General features: G+C 37.1%; 23 protein-coding genes. 14 read left to right on the forward strand and 9 right to left on the reverse strand.

Annotated elements, in window-relative coordinates; genetic code table 11:
* Positions 1-189: 189 nt before the first annotated feature.
* The 11 genes from AC0KSB_RS12425 (at position 190) to AC0KSB_RS12475 (ending at position 13,090) form a co-directional block, all read left to right on the forward strand.
* The gene (locus AC0KSB_RS12425; RefSeq protein WP_472309741.1) at positions 190-1,239 is read left to right on the forward strand and encodes a sugar ABC transporter substrate-binding protein; all 1,050 of its coding nucleotides are present in this window, start codon (positions 190-192) and stop codon (positions 1,237-1,239) included.
* A gap of 117 nt (positions 1,240-1,356) precedes the next feature.
* Positions 1,357-2,850 carry a sugar ABC transporter ATP-binding protein gene (locus AC0KSB_RS12430; RefSeq protein ID WP_472309743.1) on the forward strand — a complete coding sequence of 498 codons (1,494 nt, stop codon included), beginning with the start codon at positions 1,357-1,359 and terminating at the stop codon, positions 2,848-2,850.
* A 2-nt stretch (positions 2,851-2,852) separates the two neighbouring features.
* The gene (locus AC0KSB_RS12435; RefSeq protein ID WP_472309745.1) at positions 2,853-3,827 is read left to right on the forward strand and encodes an ABC transporter permease; all 975 of its coding nucleotides are present in this window, start codon (positions 2,853-2,855) and stop codon (positions 3,825-3,827) included.
* 70 nt (positions 3,828-3,897) lie between these two features.
* Positions 3,898-4,578 carry a D-lyxose/D-mannose family sugar isomerase gene (locus AC0KSB_RS12440; RefSeq protein ID WP_472309747.1) on the forward strand — a complete coding sequence of 227 codons (681 nt, stop codon included), beginning with the start codon at positions 3,898-3,900 and terminating at the stop codon, positions 4,576-4,578.
* 154 nt (positions 4,579-4,732) lie between these two features.
* Positions 4,733-5,743 (forward strand): class II fructose-bisphosphate aldolase, encoded by a 1,011-nt coding sequence (locus tag AC0KSB_RS12445; RefSeq protein ID WP_472309749.1) that lies wholly within the window; start codon positions 4,733-4,735, stop codon positions 5,741-5,743.
* Positions 5,744-5,803: 60 nt separating this feature from the next.
* The gene (locus AC0KSB_RS12450) at positions 5,804-7,303 is read left to right on the forward strand and encodes an FGGY-family carbohydrate kinase (RefSeq protein WP_472309751.1); all 1,500 of its coding nucleotides are present in this window, start codon (positions 5,804-5,806) and stop codon (positions 7,301-7,303) included.
* An 18-nt stretch (positions 7,304-7,321) separates the two neighbouring features.
* Complete coding sequence (locus tag AC0KSB_RS12455; protein ID WP_472309753.1) at positions 7,322-8,368, forward strand: mannitol dehydrogenase family protein; 1,047 nt, start codon at positions 7,322-7,324, stop codon at positions 8,366-8,368.
* A gap of 77 nt (positions 8,369-8,445) precedes the next feature.
* Positions 8,446-9,429 (forward strand): sugar kinase, encoded by a 984-nt coding sequence (locus AC0KSB_RS12460; RefSeq protein ID WP_472309755.1) that lies wholly within the window; start codon positions 8,446-8,448, stop codon positions 9,427-9,429.
* A gap of 14 nt (positions 9,430-9,443) precedes the next feature.
* Positions 9,444-10,850: an L-fucose/L-arabinose isomerase family protein gene (locus tag AC0KSB_RS12465; RefSeq protein WP_472309757.1), complete on the forward strand. Its 1,407-nt coding sequence runs from the start codon at positions 9,444-9,446 to the stop codon at positions 10,848-10,850.
* 69 nt (positions 10,851-10,919) lie between these two features.
* Positions 10,920-11,954 carry a uroporphyrinogen decarboxylase family protein gene (locus AC0KSB_RS12470; protein WP_472309759.1) on the forward strand — a complete coding sequence of 345 codons (1,035 nt, stop codon included), beginning with the start codon at positions 10,920-10,922 and terminating at the stop codon, positions 11,952-11,954.
* A 293-nt stretch (positions 11,955-12,247) separates the two neighbouring features.
* Positions 12,248-13,090 (forward strand): nitroreductase family protein, encoded by an 843-nt coding sequence (locus AC0KSB_RS12475; RefSeq protein WP_472309761.1) that lies wholly within the window; start codon positions 12,248-12,250, stop codon positions 13,088-13,090.
* A gap of 66 nt (positions 13,091-13,156) precedes the next feature.
* Here AC0KSB_RS12475 and AC0KSB_RS12480 read toward each other — a convergent pair whose 3' ends face one another.
* The 3 genes from AC0KSB_RS12480 to AC0KSB_RS12490 form a co-directional block, all read right to left on the reverse strand.
* A complete protein-coding gene (locus AC0KSB_RS12480; protein ID WP_472309763.1) occupies positions 13,157-13,714 on the reverse strand; it encodes a zf-HC2 domain-containing protein in 558 nt (185 codons plus the stop codon).
* The gene (locus tag AC0KSB_RS12485) at positions 13,711-14,208 is read right to left on the reverse strand and encodes an RNA polymerase sigma factor (RefSeq protein ID WP_472309765.1); all 498 of its coding nucleotides are present in this window, start codon (positions 14,206-14,208) and stop codon (positions 13,711-13,713) included. The genes AC0KSB_RS12480 and AC0KSB_RS12485 overlap by 4 nt, the downstream gene beginning before the upstream one ends.
* A gap of 112 nt (positions 14,209-14,320) precedes the next feature.
* The gene (locus tag AC0KSB_RS12490) at positions 14,321-14,887 is read right to left on the reverse strand and encodes a TetR/AcrR family transcriptional regulator (protein WP_472309767.1); all 567 of its coding nucleotides are present in this window, start codon (positions 14,885-14,887) and stop codon (positions 14,321-14,323) included.
* A gap of 165 nt (positions 14,888-15,052) precedes the next feature.
* On the opposite strand from AC0KSB_RS12490, the gene AC0KSB_RS12495 reads away from it, so the two are divergent.
* On the forward strand, positions 15,053-16,261 hold the full coding sequence (locus AC0KSB_RS12495) for a hypothetical protein (protein WP_472309769.1): 1,209 nt from the start codon (positions 15,053-15,055) through the stop codon (positions 16,259-16,261).
* Position 16,262: 1 nt separating this feature from the next.
* Here the strand turns inward: AC0KSB_RS12495 and AC0KSB_RS12500 are convergent, their stop codons facing one another.
* The 5 genes from AC0KSB_RS12500 to AC0KSB_RS12520 all read right to left on the reverse strand — a co-directional run bounded on the left by AC0KSB_RS12500 (position 16,263) and on the right by AC0KSB_RS12520 (position 19,620).
* Positions 16,263-17,015, reverse strand: coding sequence for a hypothetical protein (locus tag AC0KSB_RS12500; protein ID WP_472309771.1), 753 nt, complete (start codon positions 17,013-17,015; stop codon positions 16,263-16,265).
* A 44-nt stretch (positions 17,016-17,059) separates the two neighbouring features.
* On the reverse strand, positions 17,060-17,476 hold the full coding sequence (locus AC0KSB_RS12505; protein ID WP_472309773.1) for a hypothetical protein: 417 nt from the start codon (positions 17,474-17,476) through the stop codon (positions 17,060-17,062).
* A 60-nt stretch (positions 17,477-17,536) separates the two neighbouring features.
* The gene (locus tag AC0KSB_RS12510; RefSeq protein ID WP_472309775.1) at positions 17,537-18,601 is read right to left on the reverse strand and encodes a hypothetical protein; all 1,065 of its coding nucleotides are present in this window, start codon (positions 18,599-18,601) and stop codon (positions 17,537-17,539) included.
* A gap of 50 nt (positions 18,602-18,651) precedes the next feature.
* Entirely contained in the window at positions 18,652-19,287 is a 636-nt protein-coding gene (locus tag AC0KSB_RS12515; RefSeq protein ID WP_472309777.1) for a hypothetical protein, read from the reverse strand.
* A gap of 93 nt (positions 19,288-19,380) precedes the next feature.
* A complete protein-coding gene (locus AC0KSB_RS12520) occupies positions 19,381-19,620 on the reverse strand; it encodes a hypothetical protein (protein ID WP_472309779.1) in 240 nt (79 codons plus the stop codon).
* Between the two features lie 221 nt (positions 19,621-19,841).
* Here AC0KSB_RS12520 and AC0KSB_RS12525 point away from each other — a divergent pair, with 221 nt between their 5' ends.
* Positions 19,842-20,531 (forward strand): response regulator transcription factor, encoded by a 690-nt coding sequence (locus AC0KSB_RS12525; protein ID WP_472309781.1) that lies wholly within the window; start codon positions 19,842-19,844, stop codon positions 20,529-20,531.
* An 11-nt stretch (positions 20,532-20,542) separates the two neighbouring features.
* On the opposite strand, the gene AC0KSB_RS12530 is transcribed toward AC0KSB_RS12525, so the two are convergent.
* On the reverse strand, positions 20,543-22,516 hold the full coding sequence (locus AC0KSB_RS12530) for a sensor histidine kinase (RefSeq protein WP_472309783.1): 1,974 nt from the start codon (positions 22,514-22,516) through the stop codon (positions 20,543-20,545).
* 149 nt (positions 22,517-22,665) lie between these two features.
* Here AC0KSB_RS12530 and AC0KSB_RS12535 point away from each other — a divergent pair, with 149 nt between their 5' ends.
* Positions 22,666-25,710, forward strand: coding sequence for a DUF4062 domain-containing protein (locus tag AC0KSB_RS12535; protein ID WP_472309785.1), 3,045 nt, complete (start codon positions 22,666-22,668; stop codon positions 25,708-25,710).
* The last annotated feature ends 20 nt before the right edge of the window (positions 25,711-25,730 follow it).

Below are 25,730 nucleotides of genomic sequence, written 5' to 3' on the forward strand. Positions count from 1 at the left end.
TCATTCAAATTTAATTTTTACATTTAACTGTCGTATGTGTGATGGTTTATTTTCCGACTATTTGACTTAGTGTCAAAAGTCTTATTAAGTGTACCCCTGTAATTGGGATAAAAAAGATTTTTATGTCTGTTCGGCATGGAAATAAAAATTCAGTTGCTAAAAACGATACAAAAAAGAGGAGGAAATCAAATGAAAAAGACACTTGTTCTTATTGTCGCTCTCGCTATGATACTGTCACTGGCTATTGTTGGATGTTCAGACACACCTGGCGGTGAAACAACAACTACAGCTGCGCCAACTGGTGATAGTAATGAAACTGAGGCTCCCGGAGATGAAACTACAGCTCTTGAAGACACAAATGGTGATGGCAAAGTAACTATTGGAATGTCAATTCCACAGTTAGCAAATCCTTACTTCGTATCAGTAATGAATGGCGTCCAGGCACGTTGTGATGAACTTGGTTGGGAACTTACTGTTGTAGATGCTGGTTACGATGTAGCTAAGCAAGTATCTGACTTCGAGAATTTTGGCAATCAAGGTGTTGATGCTGTTATAGCATGCCCAATTGATTCAAATGCACTTGTTCAGGTAGTTGATCAGTTGCAAGAAAAAGGCATCATGGTTGTTTCATTTGCGCAGATAATTGATAATGCAAACGCCATTCACACATTAGACGAATATACGTATGGTGTAGCAATAGGTGAAAACGCTGCAAAATGGATCAACGAGAAGCTAGACGGAAAAGCTCAGGTTTTGATTATTTCACAGGATAATGTTGAAGCTGTTGTCCAAAGAGGTAACGGCATTCAGGATACAATCGAAAAGCTTTGTCCAGATGCTGAAATAGTGGCAAGACAAGCTGGCGATAATCCAGAAAAAGGTATGGAAATTACAGAGAATATCATGCAACAGTATCCAGATGTCAAGGTTATCACTGGTAATAACGATGCAGGCCCTCTTGGTGCTTATGAAGCTGTTATTGGTATGGGTAAAGCAACTGAGGACTTCTACATTGGCGGTGGTGATGCAACACCTGAAGCAATTGAAAAAATGAAAGAACCAAATAGTATCTATCGTGCAACTGTTGATCTTGCTCCATATGTTACAGGCATGAATACTGTTGATTCAGTTCTCGATATGATTACAAATGGTATACCCGACGAAGCCCCTGTATCATACTTCCCAATGGATCCAGTGTGGCAGGAAGATGTTCTTGCTGGTTGGACACCTAAAGGTTGATTCCAGATCACAGGTACTAACTATAAACAGGCAACTGGTTGTGCTCCCTCTTGGAGGGAGCACATGTCAGCTGAAATAATAGCAAATCAATCAAATGATTTGAACTGGAGGTAATAGATGCAGGGGACTGTACTTGAAGTAAAACATCTAAGTAAATATTACGCTGGTGTAAAAGCCTTGGATGATGTTTCTGTATCATTTCTTGAAGGAGAGGTTCATGCTTTAGCAGGCGAGAATGGTGCTGGCAAGTCGACCCTGATCAAGCTAATCACGGGTGCAGAAACCCCAACAGCAGGAGAAATTGAGCTTTTCGGTGAAAAATATGACAAGATAGATCCTGTCTGGGCTTTTAACAATGGTGTTGCTGCAATATATCAGGAATTTAATCTGGTACCATACTTGACTGTTGCCGAGAATATTTACTTCGGTAAAGAATTTACAAAAGGCATATTTGTAAATAAAAAGGCTATGAATGATGCTGCTAGGAAATCATTAAAGGATATGGAAATTGAACTAAATCCTTCAAGTGTTGTGGCTGAACTGGGTGTAGCATATCAACAAATAGTGGAAATAGTTAAGGCGGTATCCGCAAACTCTAAAATATTGATTATGGATGAGCCAACAGCACCTCTGACAAACAGAGAAACAAAAGTTTTAATGCGCTTAATCGAAAAACTTAAAAAAGCAAATGTAACGATAATCTATATTTCACACAGAATGGAAGAGATTTTCGAAGTTTGTGATCGTGTCACAGTAATGAGAGATGGCAAGTTTGTCACTACTCAAAGCACTAAGAACATAAATAGAAAAGAACTTATATCATATATGGTAGGCCGTGAATTAGGGGAAGATTATCCGTTGAGAACTGAACCAATTGGTGATACGGTTCTCGAAGTTCATAAAATTTGCACTGCGAAGATCAAAGATGTTTCTTTTGCGTTGAGAAAAGGTGAGATACTTGGATTTGGTGGTCTTGTCGGTGCCGGCAGAACAGAAGTTATGCAAGCGATATTTGGTGCAGACACAATAAATAGTGGCGAAATTAGGCTAAATGGAAATAAGGTTAAAATCAAAAATCCTGGGATCGCACTTGATAAAGGAATTGGGTTAATACCAGAAGATAGAAAGCGACAAGGTGTACATCTTGGACTTTCCGTTCGTAACAATATTTCTTTCAGTTCGCTCAAGGAAATGAGTAGAGGTCCATTTATTGATAAGAAGAAGGATTTAAAAGTATCTGACGAGTATTGTAATAAATTGAGAATTAAAACTCCTAGTATCAACCAGCTTGTGAAAAATCTCTCAGGTGGTAATCAGCAGAAGGTAGTCCTGGCAAAAGTCTTGGCAACTCAGTGCGATGTAATTATCTTTGATGAGCCTACACGAGGCATTGATGTTGGTGCCAAACAGGAAATATACAATCTAATGAGACATCTGGCCGATGTTGAAAAGAAAAGCATCATTATGGTTTCATCTGAAATGCCAGAATTGATTGGTATGAGCGATAGAATTTTAATAATGAGGCTTGGGAAAGTAGTCGGTGAAATTGAACGGAAAGATTTCTCACAAGAACTAATTCTTGAATATGCATCTGGAATATATGGAGGTTGATCATGAGTATAAAAGTTGATACAAAAAAGATCAAAGAAATTCTAACAAACTATGGAATAATTTTTGTGCTATTAATTTTGGTTATAGTATTCTCAACACTTTCGGATAGATTTTTGATGAGAGATAATATATTTAATATCTTGAGGCAGGTTTCTATAGTAGGTATTATTTCTGTAGGTATGACCCTGGTTATGTTGACTGGAGGAATTGACTTATCTTGTGGTTCTATTGTGGGATTGTCCGGTGTAGGTGCTGCTCTTATGATGACTGATGGTGCAATGAATCCTGTATTAGCATCAGTCATCATGTTGGTAGTAGGTATTATTCTTGGTCTTGCTAATGGTTTCTTTATTTCACAGCTTAAGGTTCCACCATTTATTGCAACACTTGGTATGATGACTTCTATTAGAGGAATTGCCTACATTATCACAGGTGGACTGCCAGTTTTCGGCTTTAATCGCTCATTTACAAGACTAGGGCAAGGATATGTTGGTGTAATTCCTGTGCCTGTTCTCTTCATGGCGGGTGCTTTCATTCTAGGTTATATCTTATTATCTAAAACCAGAATAGGACGACATATTTACGGTGTTGGTGGCAATGAAGAAGCATCAAGATTATCTGGCATTCAAGTAAAAAAAGTTAAGTTTTTTGTTTATGGAGCTGCTGGTTTTATGAGTGCTCTAGCAGGTATTGTTCTATTGGCTCGTGTTAATTCAGGCCAACCTAATGCAGGTAATGGGTACGAGATGGACGTTATTACTGGTGTTGTTCTTGGCGGTGTTAGCATGTCGGGTGGACAGGGAAAAATTGCAATGGTCATAGTTGGCGTTATGATTATGGGAATTCTGACGAATGGAATGACTATGCTTTCAATCAATGAGTATATTCAGCAGTTTGTAAAAGGCCTTGTTCTTATTGCTGCAGTTGCACTGGATAGCATGATAAAGAACCAAAAAGCAATTAAGAAAACTGTCTGAATAGATATTACAACCTTATGCAAATAGAAAAAGATTATTATGTTTCCAATTTCAATAAAAGAGGTGCTAAATGAAAAGATCAGAAATAAATCAAATTATGCGCGAAGCAATAGAATTCATTAACGAACACAACTTCAAACTGCCGCCATTTGTTACTTGGACATATGAAGATTGGAAGACTAAAAATAGTGAGTATGATGAAATCAAAGACAATATGCTGGGTTGGGATATTACAGATTTTGGAAGTGGAGATTTTAATAAGACTGGTCTACTTATGATCACACTACGTAACGGAAATTTTCATGATCCCAAGTATAAAAAACCATATGCAGAAAAGTTGCTTATTAGTGAAGAGGGTCAGATAACGCCATACCACTTCCACTGGAAAAAGATGGAAGATATCATCAATAGAGGTGGCGGTACACTTGTTGTTAAATGCTACAATTCTGGCGAAAATGAAGAGATATTAGATACACCAGTTACAATTTATATGGATGGAAGAACGTTTGAAGTTCCTGCAGGAGAGCGAATTGAAATTCATCCAGGGGAAAGCATTACCTTACCTACCGGCCAATATCACTCGTTCTGGGCTGAAGGAGGGAAGTGTCTGATTGGAGAAGTGTCAGTTATGAATGATGATAACGTTGATAATAGATTTCATGAGATCACTGGTAGATTTCCTGAGATCGAGGAAGATGAGCCGATATTGTATCCACTGTTTAGCGAGTACCCTAATATGCCTAAGAAGTGAAGTGTGCTCAAAAAAAGTAATAACAAAATGTAATCGCTTGGGCAGGTATAATCATAATTAGTATGCACGATATTGTGTCGGCCTAATTCTTAAGTACTTGCTTGAGCGATTTTTTATAAAAATCGACCAATAATAAAAAATAGGAGAAAGAATTATGCCAGTAATAATTGGGAAAAAGAATGTTTTAGCAGTTTATGCTGAAGCTGCTAAAAATAAATGGGTTATCCCCTGTTTTTGTACTGAAAATCTGACTACAACCGAAGCGATATTGACTGCAGTGAAAAAGCATGGTGAAAAAATTGGTAGGGTAGATATTCCTGTTAGTATAGCAATAACCAATTTATATAAGGGTCGTCAGCAATCGGTTAATTATACCCATACACAAAATTGGGAGATGGGTATTAAGTTGTTCCTTAACGATATACATACACTCATGTCCGAATTCTCGCCTTTTGCCAATATTAGAGTGATAATTCATCTGGATCATATACAACATGATACTGATATTGAATTGCTGAATTGGGACATGAAGCAATTTTCATCAATTATGTATGACGCTTCAACTGTTCCATTCGAGGAGAATATGCGTCTTACTCGAAAGTTTGTTGAGCTGCATGGTGAGGAAATTGTAATTGAGGGAGCCTGTGATGAAATAAAGGAAGCAAGTGATTATACAGCTAATGGTGATGACTTGACTACAGCTTCAAGAGCAAAAGAGTATCTGGAGACAACCGGCGCAGATATGTTTGTGGCTAATTTAGGAACAGAACATCGTGCAACAGCTTCTACACTTCATTATCGAGGTGATTTAGCACAAGAGATTAAGAATGTCACTGGTCAGAAGACTGTACTTCATGGAGCTTCGTCAGTTAGCACAGAAGAAATTGCCGATTTGTTTCACGACGGCATTTGCAAGGTCAATATATGGACGACACTTGAACGTGATACCACACCTGTTCTTGTGGAGCAGCTAATCCGGAATATTGATAAGATCATACCCCATGACATGATAATAAATCTCCAACAGCAAGGCCTTCTTGGTGACTCAATAAGCTGTAAAAACAAACCTGATATTGGTTTTTATACTAGTGTTTATAGGCAGACAATTATTTATCAAAAAATGCAAGAAATAGTTACCAAATATCTTGAAATCTGGTACAAGTAATTTTTGTTTTTAAACAGCAGCAAAATATGTTGCTTTTCAAGATATATATGGAGGAATGAAATGGCGTTACTGGGAATAGATGTTGGTACCTCAGGATGTAAAGCAAGCTTGTTAAATAAGGAAGGCAGAATTATAGATTCAGCCTACCTAGAGTATGATAACAAGAAAGCACGGGAGGTACACGGTGAACAAATAGATCCTGAACTTATTTGGAGTTTTGTTCAACAGGTCATTCGTCAGGTTATTACACAAACTGGCATCTTTGAAATTGACTCAATTGGCGTTACCTCTTTTGGCGAATCAGTCATCTTTATTGATGAAAAGGGTAATAGTCTTGCTGATAGCATATTTTACTTCGATACTCGGGGTGAAGAGCAAGTAGAGTGGATGTATCAGAATCTTAACATCGAAGATTTCTATCACACTACTGGTGTTTCACCAAACTCTACATATTCGTTGGCAAAGATAATGTGGGTTCGCAAGAATCAACCGGAAGTCTACGAGAAAACCTGGAAGATACTTCTCTTTTCTGACTTTATACTGTATAGATTAGGTGCGGTTGTCCATTGTTCGCCATCTTTGGCAGCAAGAACAATGGCTTTTGATGTATTCAATATGAGTTGGGCAGAAGAGATACTTGCAAAATGCCAGATTGACAAGAATTTGTTTGCAGATGTATTACCATCTGGCAGTATAGCTGGGGAAATCTCAAAAACAATAGCCGATGAACTTGGTATAAAGAGTAAACCCAAATTGGTGGTAGGTGGACATGATCAGGTGTTTGCTGCTTTGGGAGCAGGTGTTATCGGACAAGGAATAGCGGTAGATGGACTCGGAACAACTGAGTGTATAACGCCTGTATTTAGTACACCTACAAATTTAGCAGCCATGAATGAATCTTGCTTTGCCTGTGTACCGTTTATTTTTGCAGATACTTATGTCACATACGCATATACTATGACCAGTGGGAGTGCTCTCAAATGGTTCAGAAACAACTATGTAGCAGAATGGTATGATGTGGCAGAAAAAGCAAATCTGAATATATATGATTATATGATTGAGCGTTCAATTGATAGGGAAACAGAGATGTTATTCTTACCACATTTGGCAGGTACAGCGACTCCATACATGGACAATGGATCCAGAGGTGCTCTAATTGGTATAACACTTGATACTGACAAGGAAGAAATGATCAAAGCAATACTCGAAGGCATAAATTTTGAAATGATGATTAACTTAGAGCGTTTACAGTTAGCTGGAATAAGTGTAAATGAATTAAGAGTAGTTGGTGGATTATCCAAGTCAGATATATTTCTTCAGCTTAAGGCAGATATGATGGGTATTCCTATTACCAGAGTTCAAACGCATGAAGCTGGAACTCTAGGTGTTGCATTAATTTCCAGTGTTGCAATTGGTATTTATTCATCAATTGAAGAAGCAATTAAAGCACTTGTTGTTACTACAGATACTTTTATCCCAAATAAAGCTAAACACAACAAGTATAAAGAGAAATTTGCTAGATACAAGCAAGTTTATCCAGCAGTAAGACCTATAGTATAAAAGAGGGTAAATTATATCATGAAAAAAGCGGTAATGTATGGAGCTGGTAATATAGGCAGAGGATTTATTGGACAACTGTTATCTCAATCTGGTTATGAAGTAGTTTTTATAGATGTTGATAAAGAAATTATTGATCAGCTTAACGAGAGAAAAGCATATAGTATTGATCTTGTTACAAACAATGATCAAGAAACTATAATTGTGGAAAATGTTAGAGCTGTAAACGGCCTAGATGCTGAAGCCTCAGCGTCTGAAATTGCTGATGCAGACATAATGGCTACTGCAGTTGGAGCTGCTATTCTTCCCAGAATTGCTCCTGTGATAGCAAGAGGTCTACAACTAAGAAAGGAAAAGAGTCCCCCTGGTAGTAAGTACAAATTTCGCACTCTTGATATAATTGTGTGTGAAAATCTAATGGCAGCAGACCGCTATTTGCATGATTTAGTTAGAGATGAACTAAACAGACTTAATCCTCAATTGATAGAGCAAGAAATACTAACAAATGTTGGTTTCATTGAAACATCTATTGGGCGAATGGTTCCTGTAGCAGTTCGTAATGGAACGAAGGATATTCTGAGGATTGTTGCTGAACCTTATTGCGAACTTCCAGTTGATAGTACGGCATTCCGAGGAGAGATTCCCCCAATTGTTCATCTTCAGCCTGTTCAGACATTTGAATATTACATACAACGCAAACTATTCATTCATAATATGAGCCATGCTGTTACAGCATATTTGGGGAAGCAGAAAAATTATGAATTTATCTGGCAGGCTATAAATGATGATTCAATTCGGGAGGCCGTAACCGGAGCAATGGCTGAAGCAGCAAAAGCTCTAGCTCGAAAGCACCTCGTACCTTTGGTAGAGATCAATGCTTTCTGTCAGGATTTATTAGTAAGATTTGAGAACAAGGCTTTAGGTGATACGGTAGAGCGTGTAGGCAAAGATGTTAAACGTAAGCTATCTCCGAATGACCGTTTGATTGGTGCATTTTCACTTTGTATAGAATATGACGTTAAGCCTTTCTATATCTTAAAAGGTATAGGTGCGGCTCTTAAATTCTAACAAGTGAAATTATAGCAATAGTTAAGACCTATCACCTAAGAAAAGAGAAGCGATATAAATTTGCAGGAGGAGCCAATATGCCAAGTATAATGATATGCGGTGAGATATTAGTAGAAGTGATGACTGTAAATAAAGATCAGACTTTTTTACAACCCGGACCTTTGATTGGTCCTTATCCGAGTGGAGCACCGGCCATTTTTATTTCGCAAGCAGCACTAATGGGATCTAAATGCGGCATAATATCACAAGTTGGAAATGATGACTTCGGCAAGTTAAATCTCAAAAGACTAGAAAATGATGGCGTAGATATTTCTTATGTTCAAGTATCACCTAAATACACCACCGGAACTGCCTTTGTTACTTACTTTAAGGATGGATCACGCCAATTCATATATCATTTTAGTGAAGCCGCATGTGGCTATATCGATTTAACACAAATTGATGTGATGGCATTTGCTGATTGTAAATACTTCCATGTGATGGGTTGCTCGCTTGCCGCCTCATCAGCAATTCGTGAATCAGTACTATATTGTCTTAAATTAGCAAAGAATCAAGGTGCAAAGATTACTTTTGATCCAAATATTAGACCAGAATTGTTTGGGGATCTGCGCATAAAAGAGGCATACGAATTACTGCTAAAAGAGTCGGATGTTATCCTTGCTGGGAAGTCTGAATTTGAGCAGCTTTTTCCTCGAGAATCGATCGAAATTGATGATAATGACACTAATAATGCTGTTAAGCAATTATTGTTAGAAAAACAAAATCGCATCGTTGTTATAAAAGATGGAGCTAGAGGCACTCATGTATATACGGATGACGATGTGTTTTATTTCCCTTCTATGTCTGTTGAAGAAGTAGATCCAACTGGTGCTGGAGACTGCTTTGATGGTGCATTTGTCGCATGTTTAGAGCAAGGGATATCCATTAGAGATGCTGCAAAATATGCCAATGTAGCTGGTGCGTTAGGTGTTACTGTAAAAGGTCCTATGGAAGGTAATTCTACCAGAATAGCGATAGAATCGAAACTGGAAAAACAACCCATAGAAATCATTCAAATTTAAAGGAGGAACACAGAGTGAACAGGAAGAAGATGACATTTGCCCTCTATTTCGGGAATCGTAGTTTTATGCCTGAAATATTAATTGCAGGTGCAAGATCTGATATGGCTCAGGTTATGGAAGAATGTGGATATGATTACCTGATAATGGATGAAGATGTGACTCCGTATGGTGGAATAGAAACACGAGATGATGGCCGCTTATATGCTAATTGGCTCAAGAGCCATGAAGGAAAATATGATGGTGTTATTCTATGTATGCCTAATTTCAGTGATGAGAATGGCGCTGTAACAGCACTTCAAGATGCCGGAGTTCCAATACTAATTCAAGCTTATCCTGACGAACTTGATAAAATGGGATTTGAATACAGACGTGATGCGTATTGTGGCAAATTTAGCATTGAAGATGTCTTTCACCAGTATGGTATTCCATTTACTGTGTTCAAACCACATGTTGTTCACCCTCTCACTGATGTTTTTAAACAGAACCTTTCTGATTTTGCCGCCGTATGTAGGGTTGTTAAGGGTATGAAGCGTCTTACCATAGGCTGCTTCGGAGCAAGAACTACAGCTTTCAAAACAGTTCGTTTCGATGAGATTACCTTGCAGAAATACGGTATAACTGTGGAATCATTCGACTTATCATCGATAGTATATGCCATGGAGCGTAAAGAAGACGATGACCCAGCAGTACAAGAAAAGATTAAGAATTTGAAGTCGTATACTGATTTCTCTAAGGTCCCAAGCCAAAAGACTGTGTGCCTGGCTAAATTGGCAGTAATTATGGACGATTATATCGAGAAGTATCATCTTGATGCTATAACACTCAGATGCTGGGAAGAATTACAATCATTCTATGGTATAGCACCCTGTGTTCTGCTAAGTGAAATGAATGATCGTCGTTTCGTCGCTTCTTGTGAAGTTGATTTGTGTTCAGCAATAAGCATGCAGGCAATGCAGTTGGCATCAGATATGCCAACTGCCTGTGTTGATTGGAATAACAACTACGGTGAAGACGAAGATAAAGTTATACTATTCCACTGTGGACCGATCGCAGAGACTCTGATGGTGGCACCTGGGCATGTGACTGACCATAAAATGTTTTCGAAAAACGAACCTGATCAAGGCTGGGGCAGTAATGAGGGAAGAATTAAGTCATTTCCTATGACCTTCTCTAACTGTAAAACAGAAGATGGAAAATTAACATTTTATTTTAGTGAAGGCGAATTTACAGAAGATAAGATTCAGGATGGCTTCTTCGGTTGTGGCGGTGTTGCAAAAATTGAAAACCTACAAGATAAACTTCTCAAGCTTGGTAGAAATGGTTTTCGTCATCATACAGCAGTCGGTGTAGGTAAAATGAAAATGATTCTTGAAGAAGCATCAAAGTACTATTTAGGCTACGATTTGATTGACTTGGATTAAGACGGCTTAGATTGCCCATATTTCATTCTTGAGTAAAGAGAGAATCAAACAGAAATGGAGCGATTAATTATGAAAACCATGAGCAGAAGAGAGCGTGTACTGGCTGCCCTAAATCATAAGGAAAGCGATATTATTCCGCATTTTTGTGAGTTTACACTTGAAGCTCGTAAAAAAATAAAACCACATTTTTCAAATGAAAATTTTGAGAATGTTGAGCTAAACAACCACTTGCTCTATCTGCAGTACTGGGGATGGCCAACCGAAAAAGATAAATCAAAACCAGAGATGTTCACTGATGAGTATGGAGTTACTTGGAACAGATCAGGCGTTGATAAAGATATCGGGGTTGTTGAAACCCCAATAATTTCAGAGCCTGACATATCTCTGTATCGTGAACCTCAATTTGATGAGAATAAATTCCGCCGAAATGTCGAACAAGTTATAAATAACAGCAGTGATCAGTTCAAGTTTTATGGAATTGGGTTCTCGCTATTTGAAAGAGCCTGGAGCTATTTAACTATCGAAGAAACGCTATGCAATATGGTAGCCGAGGAAGCTTTCATGCATGAGCTGTTTGATCGAATTTGCGAATATAATTTGATGCTAATTGCTATTCTCAATGAATATCCCCTCGATGCGGTTTACTTCGGTGATGATTGGGGGCAGCAGAAGGGGACAATGATGGGTCCATATAATTGGCGTAAATTTATCAAACCACGTCTGTCAAAAATGTATGAAGCAGTAAAAAGTAAGGGTCGCTATGTTATACAACACTCCTGTGGCGATATATCCGAAGTATTCCCTGACCTGATCGAAATAGGACTTGATTGCTATCAGACTTTCCAATCAGAGATTTATGATTTGGACTGGTTCAAACGTGAATATGGCCAAGATTTAGCGATCTGGGGCGGTATATCAACTCAACAAATTTTACCCAAATCAACCCCAGAACAAATTAGAGCTGAGACAATAAGTATTATGAGAACTATGTCTAGAAATGGTGGATATATTGCTGCCCCAACACATGCTGTTGGGCACGATGTCAGCTATGAACAAATTATGGCAATGCAAGATGTATTCCAAAATCAAAACAGATATCTTTAGGAATCATAAACATTTATCCCAACTTTTTTCTGCAATTATATCTTACAAACTCTAACTTGAAACAATAGAAACTGAATCATTGAATACGGGGTTTCTGACCAAGCATAAGTTTTAACTCGTTGATCCAATTTCTGTGTATTTATTATATTCTAGTTACTCCTGCTGTTGAACGAATTATTATATGTTCAATTAAGAGGAAGAATATTCACTAATCTCATCGTTTCGTGTGGTCTAATGCCGATTAAACCATGGATAGTGTATAATTGTACCTAATAAAATACGAGGTGAAACATATGAATATACAATTTCCGGTAAAAGAAGCTGTTGTTGCAAGATATAGTGTTCGCAATTATAGTAATCAGCAAATAGAGGCAGAAAAACGACAAGCGATCGAAGATTTTATTAGTGCACTTAGCAATCCTTTTGGGGTACGTGTTAATTTCCATTATCTTAATCAGGATGATATCAAGGGACAAGAGAAGCTTGGCACATATGGTGTTATTAAAGGTGCCAAACAATATATCGGTACGACTATTAGACATGAGCCGCTGTCACTTGAAGCACTCGGATATGAAATGGAAGCTGTGATACTCTATCTGGCTCATCATGGGATTGGAACCTGTTGGCTTGGCGGAACTTTTAACCGTGAAGGTTTTGCTAATGCTATGAAAATTGGTGATGGTGAATTGTTTCCGATAGTAACTCCATATGGTTACCCGGCTGCCAAGAAGCATGTAAAAGAAGTGATGATGCGTAAACTGGTAAAAGCGGATAAGCGTAAGAATTGGCAAGATCTGTTTTACGAAAATAATTTTCAAACTTCTCTGAAACCGGAAAAAGCTGCTGATCTGGAGTTCGCATTAGAGATGGTGCGACTTGGTCCATCTGCCTCTAATAAACAGCCTTGGAGGATTGTTATGACAGATACAGCCTGTCACTTCTATGAGTACAAAGAGCCGGGATATAGTGATCGCTTCTCTTATGATATTCAGCGAATTGATATGGGCATAGCCGCCTGCCATTTTGATTTTGCTTTACAGGAGAAAAGCATCGCGGGACATTTTGATGCAAAATGCAAACCTGATCTGGCATGCCCTGATAATATTGAATATGTATTCAGCTGGATAAAAGATTGACCGCTTCGGGGGAAAAAGATATTTTCAACTGAATAATTTGAAATAGTCATAGTATGCTTTAGCGAATCAACCACCACCGCCTTTTCTCTTTTTGATTTTTTGAATCAAAATGCCCGTCAAAAGCCCGATAACCGATGGTATAAAGGCAAAGAGCAGAAAAATCATGTCAAATGAATGGAAGACTGCAAATGGCAGCAAACCACCGATGACCCCAAATAGTAATGGGATTAGCCATTTGGCGCGAGTCTGCCTTTTGCCGATTATGATTGAGCAAATAAGCGCGGTCAGAGGCAGGAACAAATAGAAATTCAGTAGGCTATAGCCCATTTCATCACCAGACTGCAGGAAGAAAATGCCCCATAACCATATTATAAGTGCTACAGTGACAAAAGCTGATGTAGCAGCAATTGAAGCTGTGTGTTTTCTAAACATTTTTTTGAAGCTTTTGGCTTCTTCCATATTATGCTCAATATCAAAATTTGACTCGCTCAACTGTTTCAGTTTTTGCTGACAGTATGAGCACTCGGAGATATGCTCATCAACAAGCTCTCTGCTGCTTTTGCTTAGCATGTTTTCTATATATAACGGTAATAAATCATTAATTACATCACAATTTATTTTCATAATTGTTCACCTCGTCTGTTTAGATTTTTCTGAAGCATTTCTTTTGCTCTGTGAAAAGAGACACATGCCCAGTGATCAGTTTTTTTGAACAATGCACCTATTTCTTTGAATGACAATTCTCCGAACACTCTTAGCGAAAAAATTTCTTTGTAAGGTTCTCTTAACATATGCAGAGCTCTATGCACAGCAAAAGCCTCGTCTTTGTCCGCTAATAATTTCTCGATGTTGGATTCGGGTGAGATAATTTCTTCGCTGATTTCATTATTTGTAAATCTACTTTGCTGTTTTAGATATGACAAATAACAGTTTTTACCAATTTGGCATAACCATACTCCTAGTTCACAATCACCTCTGAACTTGCTTATTGATTTCATTGCACGTAAAAAAACTTCGGATGTCAGATCTTCCGCCAAATGTTCATCTGCAGATAATCCTCGAAGATATTTATATACATATGCAAAATATTGTTTGTATATTTCTTCAAAGCTATTCATTCCATCACCTGCCTCTATTTTTATGACTACGCAGGTATCAGAATATCACAAAAGAATTTAAAATTAAGCAAATTAAATTTTCTCCTGCAAGAGCAGAGTAAATATTGCTTTTTTAATTCATCATTAATTCATCTAGATTAGAGTCTACTTTAACAATTACACTGATGATTTTTTCTTTTGGATAGTTAAAGTTTGTTTCAGCCCAGCGGCTGATGATTCCAAGACAACCATTTATATGATAACTTGCTAAGAATTTCAACTCTTCAGTTGTTATATTTGTACCAGTTTCATGTACACACACCTCTAAATATTTTTGTTCCAGAAATTCACTTGCACGACTCAAAAAATTGTGGTTTCCATTTTTATTCATCAGCATACGGCAGAGTCTTGAATTTTCAGATATATAGGTAATAAGAATGTCGAAGAATTTCTCATACGATAGGCAAGAATTATCAAGAATTGCAGCGATTTCTTTCAAAACAGCCTCTTCCATTTGCTCATATAGATCATAAATATCTCTGTAATGAGAATAAAAGGTAGCTCTATGTATATCGACCTTGTCAACTAGTTCTCGGACAGTAATGCTTCGCAAATCTTTTTGCATCATCAATTCTGCTAATCCTTCTCGCAGAGCTTTTTTTGTTTTTCTGACACGTCTGTCATCTGTACTCTTGTTCACAATTTTTTGCCTCCTAAAGCGACACTTTATATGTTAAATGTTGTATTTTCGACACTATGACATAAATTGAATATTGAAAAAAGGTTACTATTATCTATTATAATACAATAGTAAATATACGTTAACGGATGTCTATTAAATTGTGTGTTTGAAGTGAGGGAAAAAATGTGTAATAAGACTATGGAGATTGATGTGATTGGACAATACTACACTTCAATCAATAATCATAAATATCCAGGAGTTTTTGCACTCACAGTGCAATTGAAAGAAGCTGTTAAACTTCAAATATTGCAAAAGGCGGCAAATGATTTGATGCGCCGCCTGCCATTTCTAAATGGCAGGCTTAAATACGGTTTTTTTCATTATGAATACGAACCTATAAATGAGCTTGCCCAAATAGAGCCTGACGGTAAAGAGCCTTTGATTTGTGACTATTATAATAAAGGACGTCGTCACATGATAAAGATTGTATACGGACAAAAACATTTTACCGTTAAAACAACGCATAGCATTTGCGATGGACGAGGGTTGTCTAAATTTCTGTGTGCCCTTATTGTGCGCTATTTTGAATTGCTTGGTTTGGATTTTGATAAAGACGGAATCATAGATTGTAACGAAAAATTTAATCCGGAAGAGGCTGAAGATGCCTCAAAAATGTTCACTTACCCACCATCTAATACAAATAGCAACAAAAATACTTGGTCGGCGAAAGTATATCGTATCAAAGCAGGAAGAGATGCTTCACAGAAATTTATAACTAAGGTTTTTGAAATGGATAAAATCAAAAAAGCAGCAAAAGAATATGATGTAACGATTAGCCAATATATTTTAGCGCATATTTTTTGTGTTATTGCCCAAAAGCGAGATAATGATGATGAGTCCGGATCAATAACCGGCAATGTTCAGATAGATTGTCGCAGCTTTTTTCCAAGTAAAACTTTGAGAAGCTTTGTTACATCTGCGACCGTAAAAATGCCAGAGGAAAAAGATTTTTCTCAAATGGTAAATGAAGTGAAAAATCAATTTTACGAGATTACAAAGGAAAGTGTGCAGGAACAGTTATATGAATATCAAAAAATGTATCAAGGTGCTAGATTTGTGCCTCGAGCTATAAAAGACTTAGCTATGAAAATAATAGCTAGAAAAGAAGCCGGAAAGTCGACCACAGGCATCTCAAATTTAGGGATTATTAAATTACCTGCTATTGTTGAAAATCACATTGATAGAGTGGAGTTTCCTATTGCTATTGAGAAAGGTTATTCCAATTTTTTTAGTTGTGTGACGATAGGAAATAAATTGACGATAACTGCTACATTTCGTGAAGAAGGACGTGTTATTGCATTAGAAGTATTGGCAAAGATAGGGGCTGAATGAATTATTCAGCCCAATATACAGTGCTTAAACGTTGACCTATTTCATCGTGGTAATGCTGAACAAAGTCGCTATTAACAGCTGCCTGAAGTTTATAATCAGCTGTGTTTGTTTGGACATAAACATCTACACAAGTGATTGAATCTTCGTTTTCATTCATTATATAGGAAACAATCCAGCATGGATAAGATAAAATTCTTGAATGTTCTTCTGATTCTGATGCACTAATAATGCTGATTGCAGCTGCTTCGAATTCTTGAATTGCCGCAACAATTGATCTCTCGTCGCTGGCTGCTGGCTCAAGTTTATCTATAGAGTAAAGAATCATGCCTTCAAACATATATAGGGATCCTTCGATTAATTCTTCGAGTCCTCCTGCATCAAAAGCCAACATTAAATCACTATCATCTACATAGATTGGCCCATAATAGTCATCATCATCATAATAATCATCGGTATAATAGTCATCTCCATAATAGTCGTCATCATCATAATAGTCGTCATCATCATAATAGTCGTCATCATAGTAATCATCGTCATAGTAATCATCGTCATAGTAATCATCATCATTTTCAGTAGTAGTTGTTTTTATCTGATCTTTTTCGACTTTAGTTGTTATTTCTTGCGTACTTTCCTTGGTGGTTGAATCTTTATCATTTTTGCAAGCTGCCATAGATAAAGATAATGATATTATAAGAATAAAGCTGATAATTTTTGCTGCTGTTTGTTTGCTGAATTTGCTAATTAAATTTTTCATATTTCTTACTCATTCCTTTCTTTTTACATCTGCTTAGTAAATTTTCAATCGCTTGTAGAGTCCCCTGCTGTGATAAAGAAGGTTTCGTCTTTATGAGTTATCTTGAAATTATTGCTTCCGCGTTCTAAGACAACCTCTCCTTTGGCTGGCTGCAAAGTGCTGGAATCATTTCCGTCAGTAAGGTCAATCAGGGATCCTCCTGAGTTGCCAAAGTCAGTATCGACAAGAGATATAACAATTTCCTGAGTTTCACCTGGTTTCAGAGGTTTTTCAACTGTGATAACATCATGCAAGGGACTATATGATCCGGAGGACTGTGGTATGTCGAAGATTACTCTTTTCAGTTCATAGTCTGTGTCGTTTTTTATCACAACCGTTACATTAACAACATCCCCTCTGCAGCCGATCAAAGAAACCGCTATCAACAAGATGATAGAAATCATAGCAATAATGCGTTTCATTATTATTTTCCTCCTAATATAAATCGAGCCAGTAAAAACTTAGTATTGTGGTGGCATTGATTAATTATCTCCGATTGCACCTACACGAGATATGAAGAATAGGCTGCCCTCATAAGACTGATCTGTTGGCAATTCATACATTTCAATACCCTGTCCATCGGCAAATTCCAGTGGGCTGCCATCTTTCTGTGAATAAAAAATATGCTCAACATTTATGTTGGCCTTAATGGATCGTGCAAGACTATCCATAATAAACCAGTTAAGGCTTGCGGTATCATAAAAATGAAAACCTTCTTTTTGTACTCTGTTATCAAGTCCTGACAACAGAGTTGAGTTTTGTGACCAGTTGATATGCATATTTACACCGTCATATGAATGACTGTAAATATCAAAATCAAAGCCGCTCAACTCGCTTAAAGCGGCTGAAATATCAAAAACATCAACTTCAGCTATTTGCTGATAAACATATTCCTCAACCAGTCCGTTTCCTTCAGCACTGCCTGCCGAAAAATCAGCATACACAACAACTGTACTGAAAGGCAATTGGCCTATTGATATAAACTGTGAACCAGATCCCTCTATATATATATTTCCACTTCCATATGCAAAGGCATAACTTGCACCCATTGTTCCGTCTTGATCATTATTTTCATCAATTTCGAGACGGTAAACATAGCATTCTTCTCCGTCTATTTCACTTAGCTCTATAAGTATAATTTTATAAAAGATATCATCACTGTAATCAGGAATATTGTCGTTGTCCCGGAGATAATAAAAAACAAGTTGTGCTGCTTCGGCAGCATTTAGATACTCTCCTGCATCTCCGTATGTCAAGTATTCCTCTGCATATTCCAAATTTGGACCAAAATTCATTCCGCTCCAGTAGTAGAGACCATCATCATTGACTTCATCATCACCAGCATCAGAATCATTATTGCTTACCAAATCATTAGTTTCCACAGTGATATCCTCTTGGCTGGAATTATCAATCGATTCCGTATGATTGCTCTCTGTGAGATCAACATTTTTATCTTGATTGCAAGCAGCGGTCAATAAAGTTAGCTGCAACAGAATTAGTATTAATGCCATAAGCTTGATAGTTTTTGTTTTTATTCGCTTTTTCATATTTGTTACAGATTCCTTTCACTTTATTTATAACCTGAGCATTATCAGATCTATTTACTCTCAAATACTAAATCGTCAACGCCACTTATTGTTTGTCTGTTTTTTGATAGTTTAGCGTCAAATTTTTCGCCATCTTCTGTTTTTAAAGTTAGGCTATCATAATCAATTTCATATGTTCCTTCATAAATATATTCGCTAATTGAATAATCAAACAAATCCCATTCACCAATACCATCATAGGAATAATAAAATTCAAGCTCGTATCTATCATCACTTGTATACCAGTAGACCTGTGTTAATTCATCTTCAGTGGTATAAGGGATTTTCGCGTTTTCACCACGGGTAAGCGTGATGCTGTACTCTGAATTGTAAAGCCTGTCGTCGCTTTCTATTTGAAATGCTATATTTTCTTCACCTAATCCGGTAAGGGTGCATTCTTTCCCATCTATTTCCCACTCACCAACTGCGATTTCTTCAAGATAAGTATCATAAGCCACAACTGTACCATCTTCTAAAAAGTTGAATACTACATCTTCATCAACATTTGTATACCAGGAACCTTCCATTTTCATTTTGCCGCAAGCACTTAAAGTGCCGATTGCCATAAGTAGACACATAATTATGAGCAGTAGCTTGACTCCAACTTTGTTAGCTTCTACCGCATTTCTTTTTGCTTTGATTTTCATATTTTTTCCTCCGTAAATTTATGTTTTTATGTTCTATGATTATTCAATTACCTTGCAGAGCTTGGCTGCTGAAGTTCATTTATAGTACTTTCATTAGTTATTCCCTCCGAGTAGATTTATTATTCTTTCAAGGCTTAGAGGAGATCCTTCTGTCCAAAAGACAGTCTTACCGTCTGTTTGTGGTTTTATCAGGACATCGCCTTTTGCTAGAAAACCATAATTGGGGTCAGAGCTTATGAGACTGCGCATGTCAAATAAAATCAGATGACCATTACTTAGCTCGATATCCAACGTTTGATCGTCTACCACATCAACACGAACTATTTTCAACATATCTATCTCCTAATCTTTCCAGAAGCTTGTTGTTATACAAGTTTTATTTCAATTACATTTTTAATTTAACAGAGTAAAAACAGGTGAAGATTTATTATCAAGAATTCTTGATAATTATTTTTACAATATCAGGCTGAAACTAAATTTTATTAAGGTTATAATAAAAAGAAAGTATGATAATGCTGCTAATATAATAAAGATTCTGTAGTTTGGAGAATAATATGGGTAATGTGAAATTATTATTAGTGGAAGATGAAGTGGATGTAATGGATATTAATCGCGAATATTTTGAAAATCAGGGATATGATGTCTACTGTGCTTCAACAATTGGCAGAGCAAGATTTATGATTGAAGAGTATAATCCTGATCTAATACTGCTGGATGTTATGATGCCTGACGGATCAGGTTTTGATTTTTGTGGTGAAGTTCGTAAATCTACAAATGCCCCGGTTATTTTTCTTACTTGCAGAGATGAGAATGACAGTGTGGTCAAAGGGTTGTTGCAAGGTGGAGATGATTATGTTACCAAACCATATGATTTATCGGTTTTGAGTGCGCGAGTTACGGCACAGTTGCGCAGATCCGGAATATCATCGGCTGGCCGAATTGAGCTGGCTCCACTTACGATAGACTTCCTGATTGGTGAGGTCTGGCTGGATGGAGAGAAAATATCTCTTACTCAGAAGGAAATGCAGCTTTTAGGTTGTTTCATGGTGTTTTCAGGCAGAAGATTGAGCTGCGACGAGATCTTCAAAAGAGCCTGGGGAGGAAGTTCTCCGGGAGCAGCACATACGGTTGCCGTACATGTGGCAAATTTGCGTAAAAAATTACACATAGATGATGGAGGTTGGTTTGAGTTGAGCAATTCAGGTAAAGGAGAATATATTTTTTGTAAGGTGCGCTATTGCTGAGTTGCTGCTACTTAAATAGGAAGAGTAAAACAGACAATAGTCCCCTTGTCTGGTGTGCTGTGAATTGATATCGTGCCTTCGTGCTGTTCAATTATATGTCTGCAAATAAACAACCCCAGACCTGTTCCTGTGCTTCCTTGTTTACCAATGTTTGAATTGTAACGATCAAAAACATGAGGTAATTTATCCTTGGATATACCTGAACCTGTATCACTCACACAAATTTTGATATGGGAATCTTCTTTTCTAGCGTCAATTATAATCAAACCGTCATATGTGAATCTGACTGCATTTGAAATCAAATTAACAATTACTTGAGAAATTCTTGCTGGATCTGCATTAATCAGCGGCAATGAAGGTTCAATGCAGGTTTTTAACTGATTATTGTTTTTATTTAATATCGGATAATGTGTTGCAACGGTTGTGTGTATAATTTCATCAATATAGCAGCTTTTCCGCTCTATTGGCATTTTCCCTTCTTCCATGCGTGTGACATCCAGAATTTGTCCAACCATTAGGGATAGGCGTTCTGCTTCAGAGGAAATCAGTCTCATTTTGCGGTCTATTTCAGCTTTGTAAATAGCATCTTGATCTTCTGTCATCATACTTGCACTTTGTGCGTAACCTGACATTACTGTGAGCGGAGTTTTAAGCTCATGTGAAACATTGCCCAAAAACTCAGTTTTCAATTGGTTTAATTTCTCCAGTGTGGTTTTTTCTATTGTTAATTGCTGCTCAGTTTGCTTAGCTTCAGTTAGTTTGCGATTGTTCATGATGAAAAGAGATACCGCTTGTGCTAAAACAAATACTATCATTGATATCTCGGTTATAGGTGTTTTGGGATTTTGGGAACGAAAAATATTATTATACATCGCTATATCGCTGACTGCTGCCAGAAAAAATACAGCAATTCCGTACAGAGCTACTCCTTGTTCAAGATCAGGATGTAGCATTGATACAAAAAGCCCTCCAATACCTGGAATTATCAATATAACTAAAAAAATCTGATAATAAGAAATCAGTGATGTGTATAAAACAGATCCTCCAAAAAGAATAATAATTCCAAAAATAATCGACCCGAATATGGCGGTAAGTTGAATTGCCCGAAGAATTTTGTTCCGAACATATTGACCTAGGTATAAAGATACAAATATAGTTATTAAGACTACACTCAAGTATTCTAGTGCGAATGACTGGCTGCCGGATATCGGGAAAAATGCCCATGCTTTACTTTGAATAATTTCGCGTAGCGCAACAGACAGACTCCCTAATGCAAAAAACAAAGTTGCCGGAGTTCTAGCTAATAAAAAGAACATAAACAGCAGTACTACGGCTTGGCCTGCAAAGGCTCCGACAAAAAGCAGCCCTTTAATTTCTTCTCTGGTAACGGTACTGTTGTTGTCAGCCGAAGAACTAAGACTAACAGTAGCAATTCTTGCTCCACTGCGAAAATGATAAAACTGTGATAACTGTATAATAAGGTCAATGCTCCCGTTTTGGGGAGAAGCAAAACAAATTGCATTGTTTTCCCAAACTTCTGAATTTTCTTTTGAGGTTCCGACTTGTCCGTAATTTCCAATCAGAGATCCGTTTGCATATATACGTATTGCATGACGACCTGATACTTTTATATATAATCGGTAAACATTGTTGTTATCTGGAAGATTGATCATAAATCTTTGAGTCAGATAATTAGCACCCCTCTTATCATCATACTCATTTAGCGAAATTGCTTCAGCTGCTTCAATATTATCAGGTTCCAATAATTGTTCTGGATAGAAGACCGCACCGGGCAGTAGTTTATACAAAGCAGGAGAGTCAGGGATATTGGTCAGATCATATATACCGTCTGATTCTTCAATAATAATTGTGTTTTCAGTATTTTGAGAAAATAGCGGTAGTCTTACTATGATCATAAGTAAAACGACTGTTATTAGTGCCGAAAACAAAACTATTACGATATTATTGTTTCTGACCATATTCATTATGAGATACCTCCGTAGTCGAATTATTATAATTATACCTCTATAATAAATTTTACAACAAAAAATTATTCACAATTAGTCATGTAGTGGTAATATTAATATATTGCAAATATTAGTATTTGTTATGACGTGTCATCCTGGAGGTGCAAATGCGTTCCATATTTGTTTCAAGTACTTTTCGTGATATGCAGTCGGAGAGAGATTTGCTGCATATTGATATTATTCCGGCATTGAACTCCTATGCAGAGAAATACCAGGATTATTTGCATTTTATTGATTTACGCTGGGGTGTTAATACAAGAGAACTTGATTCAGATGAGAGTGCCCACAAGGTCTTAAACGTCTGTCTTGACGAAATAGATAAGAGCCAGCCATATATGCTCATTTTTATCGGCGACAGATATGGTTGGATTCCTGATCGTAAATACATAGAAAAAATTGCGGGTTGCAAAGATTTTTGCCTTGATGATTCTGATAGAAGCGTTACCGCTTTGGAAATAGAATATGGTTTGCTTGCACATGTAGAGAATGCCGAGCGTTGTATTATCTGTATCAGAAATCCTTTAGATAACAGCCAGATGGATGAACAAAGTAAAAGTGATTATGCTTGCGAAGATGAAGTTCATAAAACACATCTTGAAAAACTAAAGCTTAAACTGAAAGAGCAATTTCCCGACCAAATTATCTACTATGATGCTGTTTGGGATCATTTGACACAAAAACTTACCGGTTTAGATGATCTTAGGGAACAAATAATAAAAAGATTTCTCAGTATATTTATGCCTGAGTGGTCGAAGCGCGAAGAAATATCAACTATAGAAAAGATATCAAGAGCTGCTAATCACAGACTTAAATTGCAGACAGAAATTTCTGCAGGCAATGATGCCTTTATAGATATAATTGCGCATAGACTATTTGAAGAAAATAAACTTTTGCTTTATCTTAAGGGAACCCCTGGCAGTGGTAAAACAACCTTGCTTTGCCAGTCCGGTTTTATGCTTGCTGAGCGAAATTGCCGAATTTATCCCTTCTTTTGTGCTTCTAATCCTGATAACAGCAGTCTGCATGATCTGCTCTCCTATATGATTAGAAATCTGGAAATAGCACTTGGTTTTGATGAGTACTATGATGCACAGCTTAGCTCAGTGCAATTTCTTCAGAAATATTTTTCGCAATTAACAGTCACATATGAATCAAACTTTCAAACCACTCTAATATTTTTAATAGATGATATCCATAAATTAGTTAACGATGGCTTTTCAACGATGTTTTTTCTGCCGGATCAATCTAGTGAAAAAATCAGATTTTTTGTGACTTCTCCTGATGATTTTGATTTTTACGCGGTGCCGGGATACCAGAGTCGCTCTGATGAGCTTTTTATTTATGGTTTGGCGTATCCTGTGCAGGCTAGGCTGATGATTTATAATTTGTTGGATCGATATCACAAAGAATTAGATGTTGAGGTTATTGATGCGATTATTGATCGCGGTGATTGTTATAATCCTTTGTATATAAGTTTGTTGATTAATCGGTTGCTTATGATGGACAGCAGTGATCTAAGAAGTGCCAATAACGCCGGGGAATTGACCGCTCAGATGATTAGGATAGTGGAACAGTTCCCTAGTGATACCGGTCAGGCTGCTTGGAATTATCTTATGGTGGTAGGTGAGAAAATTGCCCCTGCAATAGCACAAAATGTTTTTGCATTGCTTTCAATCGCACCAAAGGGGTTGCGTGAACATGACCTTGAGCAGATTTTCCGGACACATAATCTGACATGGTCTACAGTTGATTTTACTAGACTGATGCTCTATCTTAGCTCATTCATTAATCATAAGGATTCCGGATTTGTATGTTTGAGCAATCAAGTTATTGCTAATGGTTTTTTGTCTGCAAGCGGGATAGATAAAAAACTATATTATTCGTACTTGTTTGAGTATATCAGAAATCTTAGTTTTACTGACGCTTTGAGACAGGAAAGCGGATTGGAACTTGCTTTTCTTCTCGATAAACCATCTTTTTTAGCAGATGAGTTTACCCGAAAAGCGGATAATCCAAAAATATTGGAGAAATTATCAAGGCTGCTAATACAGCTGCTGCGAAAATACGGCATAGATACAATGTGCGAGGCAATTAAGCTTGTGGATTCAAAAGAAAACTATAGTTTGCTGGCATCATTCTTGTGTGAGAATTTCTATCCGCTTATAGACAAAACAGATACTGATTTGCACATGGGTATACAGATATTTTCTACTCTGGTTGAAATAGGAGAAAGTAAATTCGCTGACCCACAAGATTTGGTTAATTGGCTTGGTCAAACAATTTGGGTTGGTATTTATATCAGGTTCGCTACTTTGCTTGACTCTGTAGATAATCAACGCTCGGTTGATATGTTGATTAAAGCCGCTGACATAGCCAAGGCTTGTGATAATCCGATCGATGAGATCGCAAAAATATACAGCGAAGTTGTAGAGAACTTCCGTGAGTTATATCGCAGAACAAATCAGATTGATAATTTACGTACATCTCTTGATTATATGAACAAATTGCTTGAGTTGAAACCTGGCAAAAATTTTTACGAGCACCTTGCTATTGAAATGATAAATTTGGGTGAATATTTGTTAGAAAAACTAAATGATTCTGCTGATCTAAAACGTATCTATCTTCTAAAATATAACTTTGCTGTTTGCTATTATGTAAATAAACGTTGGCAAGAGGCTTATGATCAGTTTCTGGCTTCAGTTCGTCATGCGCAACATTATCTTCGCATTGCCAGTGAACTTGACGCCTATACGATAAATCAGATAGCAGAGATTAACAGACAGCTTAGTGTTCTATTAAATGAATTTAACGAGATGGAGCCTGCCATTACATTTGCAGGCAGAGCAGTCGAATTGTTTGCAATGGTATGGGAAAAGACCAGAAATGATGATGCTAAGATCAGCTTTTCTTATGCTCTAAGTATAGGCTGCCTAGCTGAGAATTATGCCAAGATAGACGATTTTGATAAATCTAAAAAACTGTTTTTTAAGCAACTTGAGGTTTTTGAAATTTTGGGCAAGTTACATCCGCAAGCAAACAGTACGGAACGATTGATAAACTGCTTAAAAAATTTGTATGTGGTACATATAAAAACTGGAGAAGAAGAACAGGCCTGGGCATATCGCAGACGGGCTGAGAGCATGATGGAATAAGTTAAAGGAAAGGGTGAAAG

The sequence above is a fragment of the Ercella succinigenes genome, assembly GCF_900002895.1.

Bases quoted from the DNA above. Each gene is read 5' to 3' on its own strand.
- AC0KSB_RS12425 (WP_472309741.1), top strand. From the start codon at position 190: ATGAAAAAGACACTTGTTCTTATTGTCGCTCTCGCTATGATACTGTCA.
- AC0KSB_RS12430 (WP_472309743.1), top strand. From the start codon at position 1,357: ATGCAGGGGACTGTACTTGAAGTAAAACATCTAAGTAAATATTACGCT.
- AC0KSB_RS12435 (WP_472309745.1), top strand. From the start codon at position 2,853: ATGAGTATAAAAGTTGATACAAAAAAGATCAAAGAAATTCTAACAAAC.
- AC0KSB_RS12440 (WP_472309747.1), top strand. From the start codon at position 3,898: ATGAAAAGATCAGAAATAAATCAAATTATGCGCGAAGCAATAGAATTC.
- AC0KSB_RS12445 (WP_472309749.1), top strand. From the start codon at position 4,733: ATGCCAGTAATAATTGGGAAAAAGAATGTTTTAGCAGTTTATGCTGAA.
- AC0KSB_RS12450 (WP_472309751.1), top strand. From the start codon at position 5,804: ATGGCGTTACTGGGAATAGATGTTGGTACCTCAGGATGTAAAGCAAGC.
- AC0KSB_RS12455 (WP_472309753.1), top strand. From the start codon at position 7,322: ATGAAAAAAGCGGTAATGTATGGAGCTGGTAATATAGGCAGAGGATTT.
- AC0KSB_RS12460 (WP_472309755.1), top strand. From the start codon at position 8,446: ATGCCAAGTATAATGATATGCGGTGAGATATTAGTAGAAGTGATGACT.
- AC0KSB_RS12470 (WP_472309759.1), top strand. From the start codon at position 10,920: ATGAAAACCATGAGCAGAAGAGAGCGTGTACTGGCTGCCCTAAATCAT.
- AC0KSB_RS12475 (WP_472309761.1), top strand. From the start codon at position 12,248: ATGAATATACAATTTCCGGTAAAAGAAGCTGTTGTTGCAAGATATAGT.
- AC0KSB_RS12480 (WP_472309763.1), bottom strand. From the start codon at position 13,714: ATGAAAATAAATTGTGATGTAATTAATGATTTATTACCGTTATATATA.
- AC0KSB_RS12485 (WP_472309765.1), bottom strand. From the start codon at position 14,208: ATGAATAGCTTTGAAGAAATATACAAACAATATTTTGCATATGTATAT.
- AC0KSB_RS12495 (WP_472309769.1), top strand. From the start codon at position 15,053: ATGTGTAATAAGACTATGGAGATTGATGTGATTGGACAATACTACACT.
- AC0KSB_RS12500 (WP_472309771.1), bottom strand. From the start codon at position 17,015: ATGAAAAATTTAATTAGCAAATTCAGCAAACAAACAGCAGCAAAAATT.
- AC0KSB_RS12505 (WP_472309773.1), bottom strand. From the start codon at position 17,476: ATGAAACGCATTATTGCTATGATTTCTATCATCTTGTTGATAGCGGTT.
- AC0KSB_RS12510 (WP_472309775.1), bottom strand. From the start codon at position 18,601: ATGAAAAAGCGAATAAAAACAAAAACTATCAAGCTTATGGCATTAATA.
- AC0KSB_RS12515 (WP_472309777.1), bottom strand. From the start codon at position 19,287: ATGAAAATCAAAGCAAAAAGAAATGCGGTAGAAGCTAACAAAGTTGGA.
- AC0KSB_RS12520 (WP_472309779.1), bottom strand. From the start codon at position 19,620: ATGTTGAAAATAGTTCGTGTTGATGTGGTAGACGATCAAACGTTGGAT.
- AC0KSB_RS12525 (WP_472309781.1), top strand. From the start codon at position 19,842: ATGGGTAATGTGAAATTATTATTAGTGGAAGATGAAGTGGATGTAATG.
- AC0KSB_RS12530 (WP_472309783.1), bottom strand. From the start codon at position 22,516: ATGAATATGGTCAGAAACAATAATATCGTAATAGTTTTGTTTTCGGCA.
- AC0KSB_RS12535 (WP_472309785.1), top strand. From the start codon at position 22,666: ATGCGTTCCATATTTGTTTCAAGTACTTTTCGTGATATGCAGTCGGAG.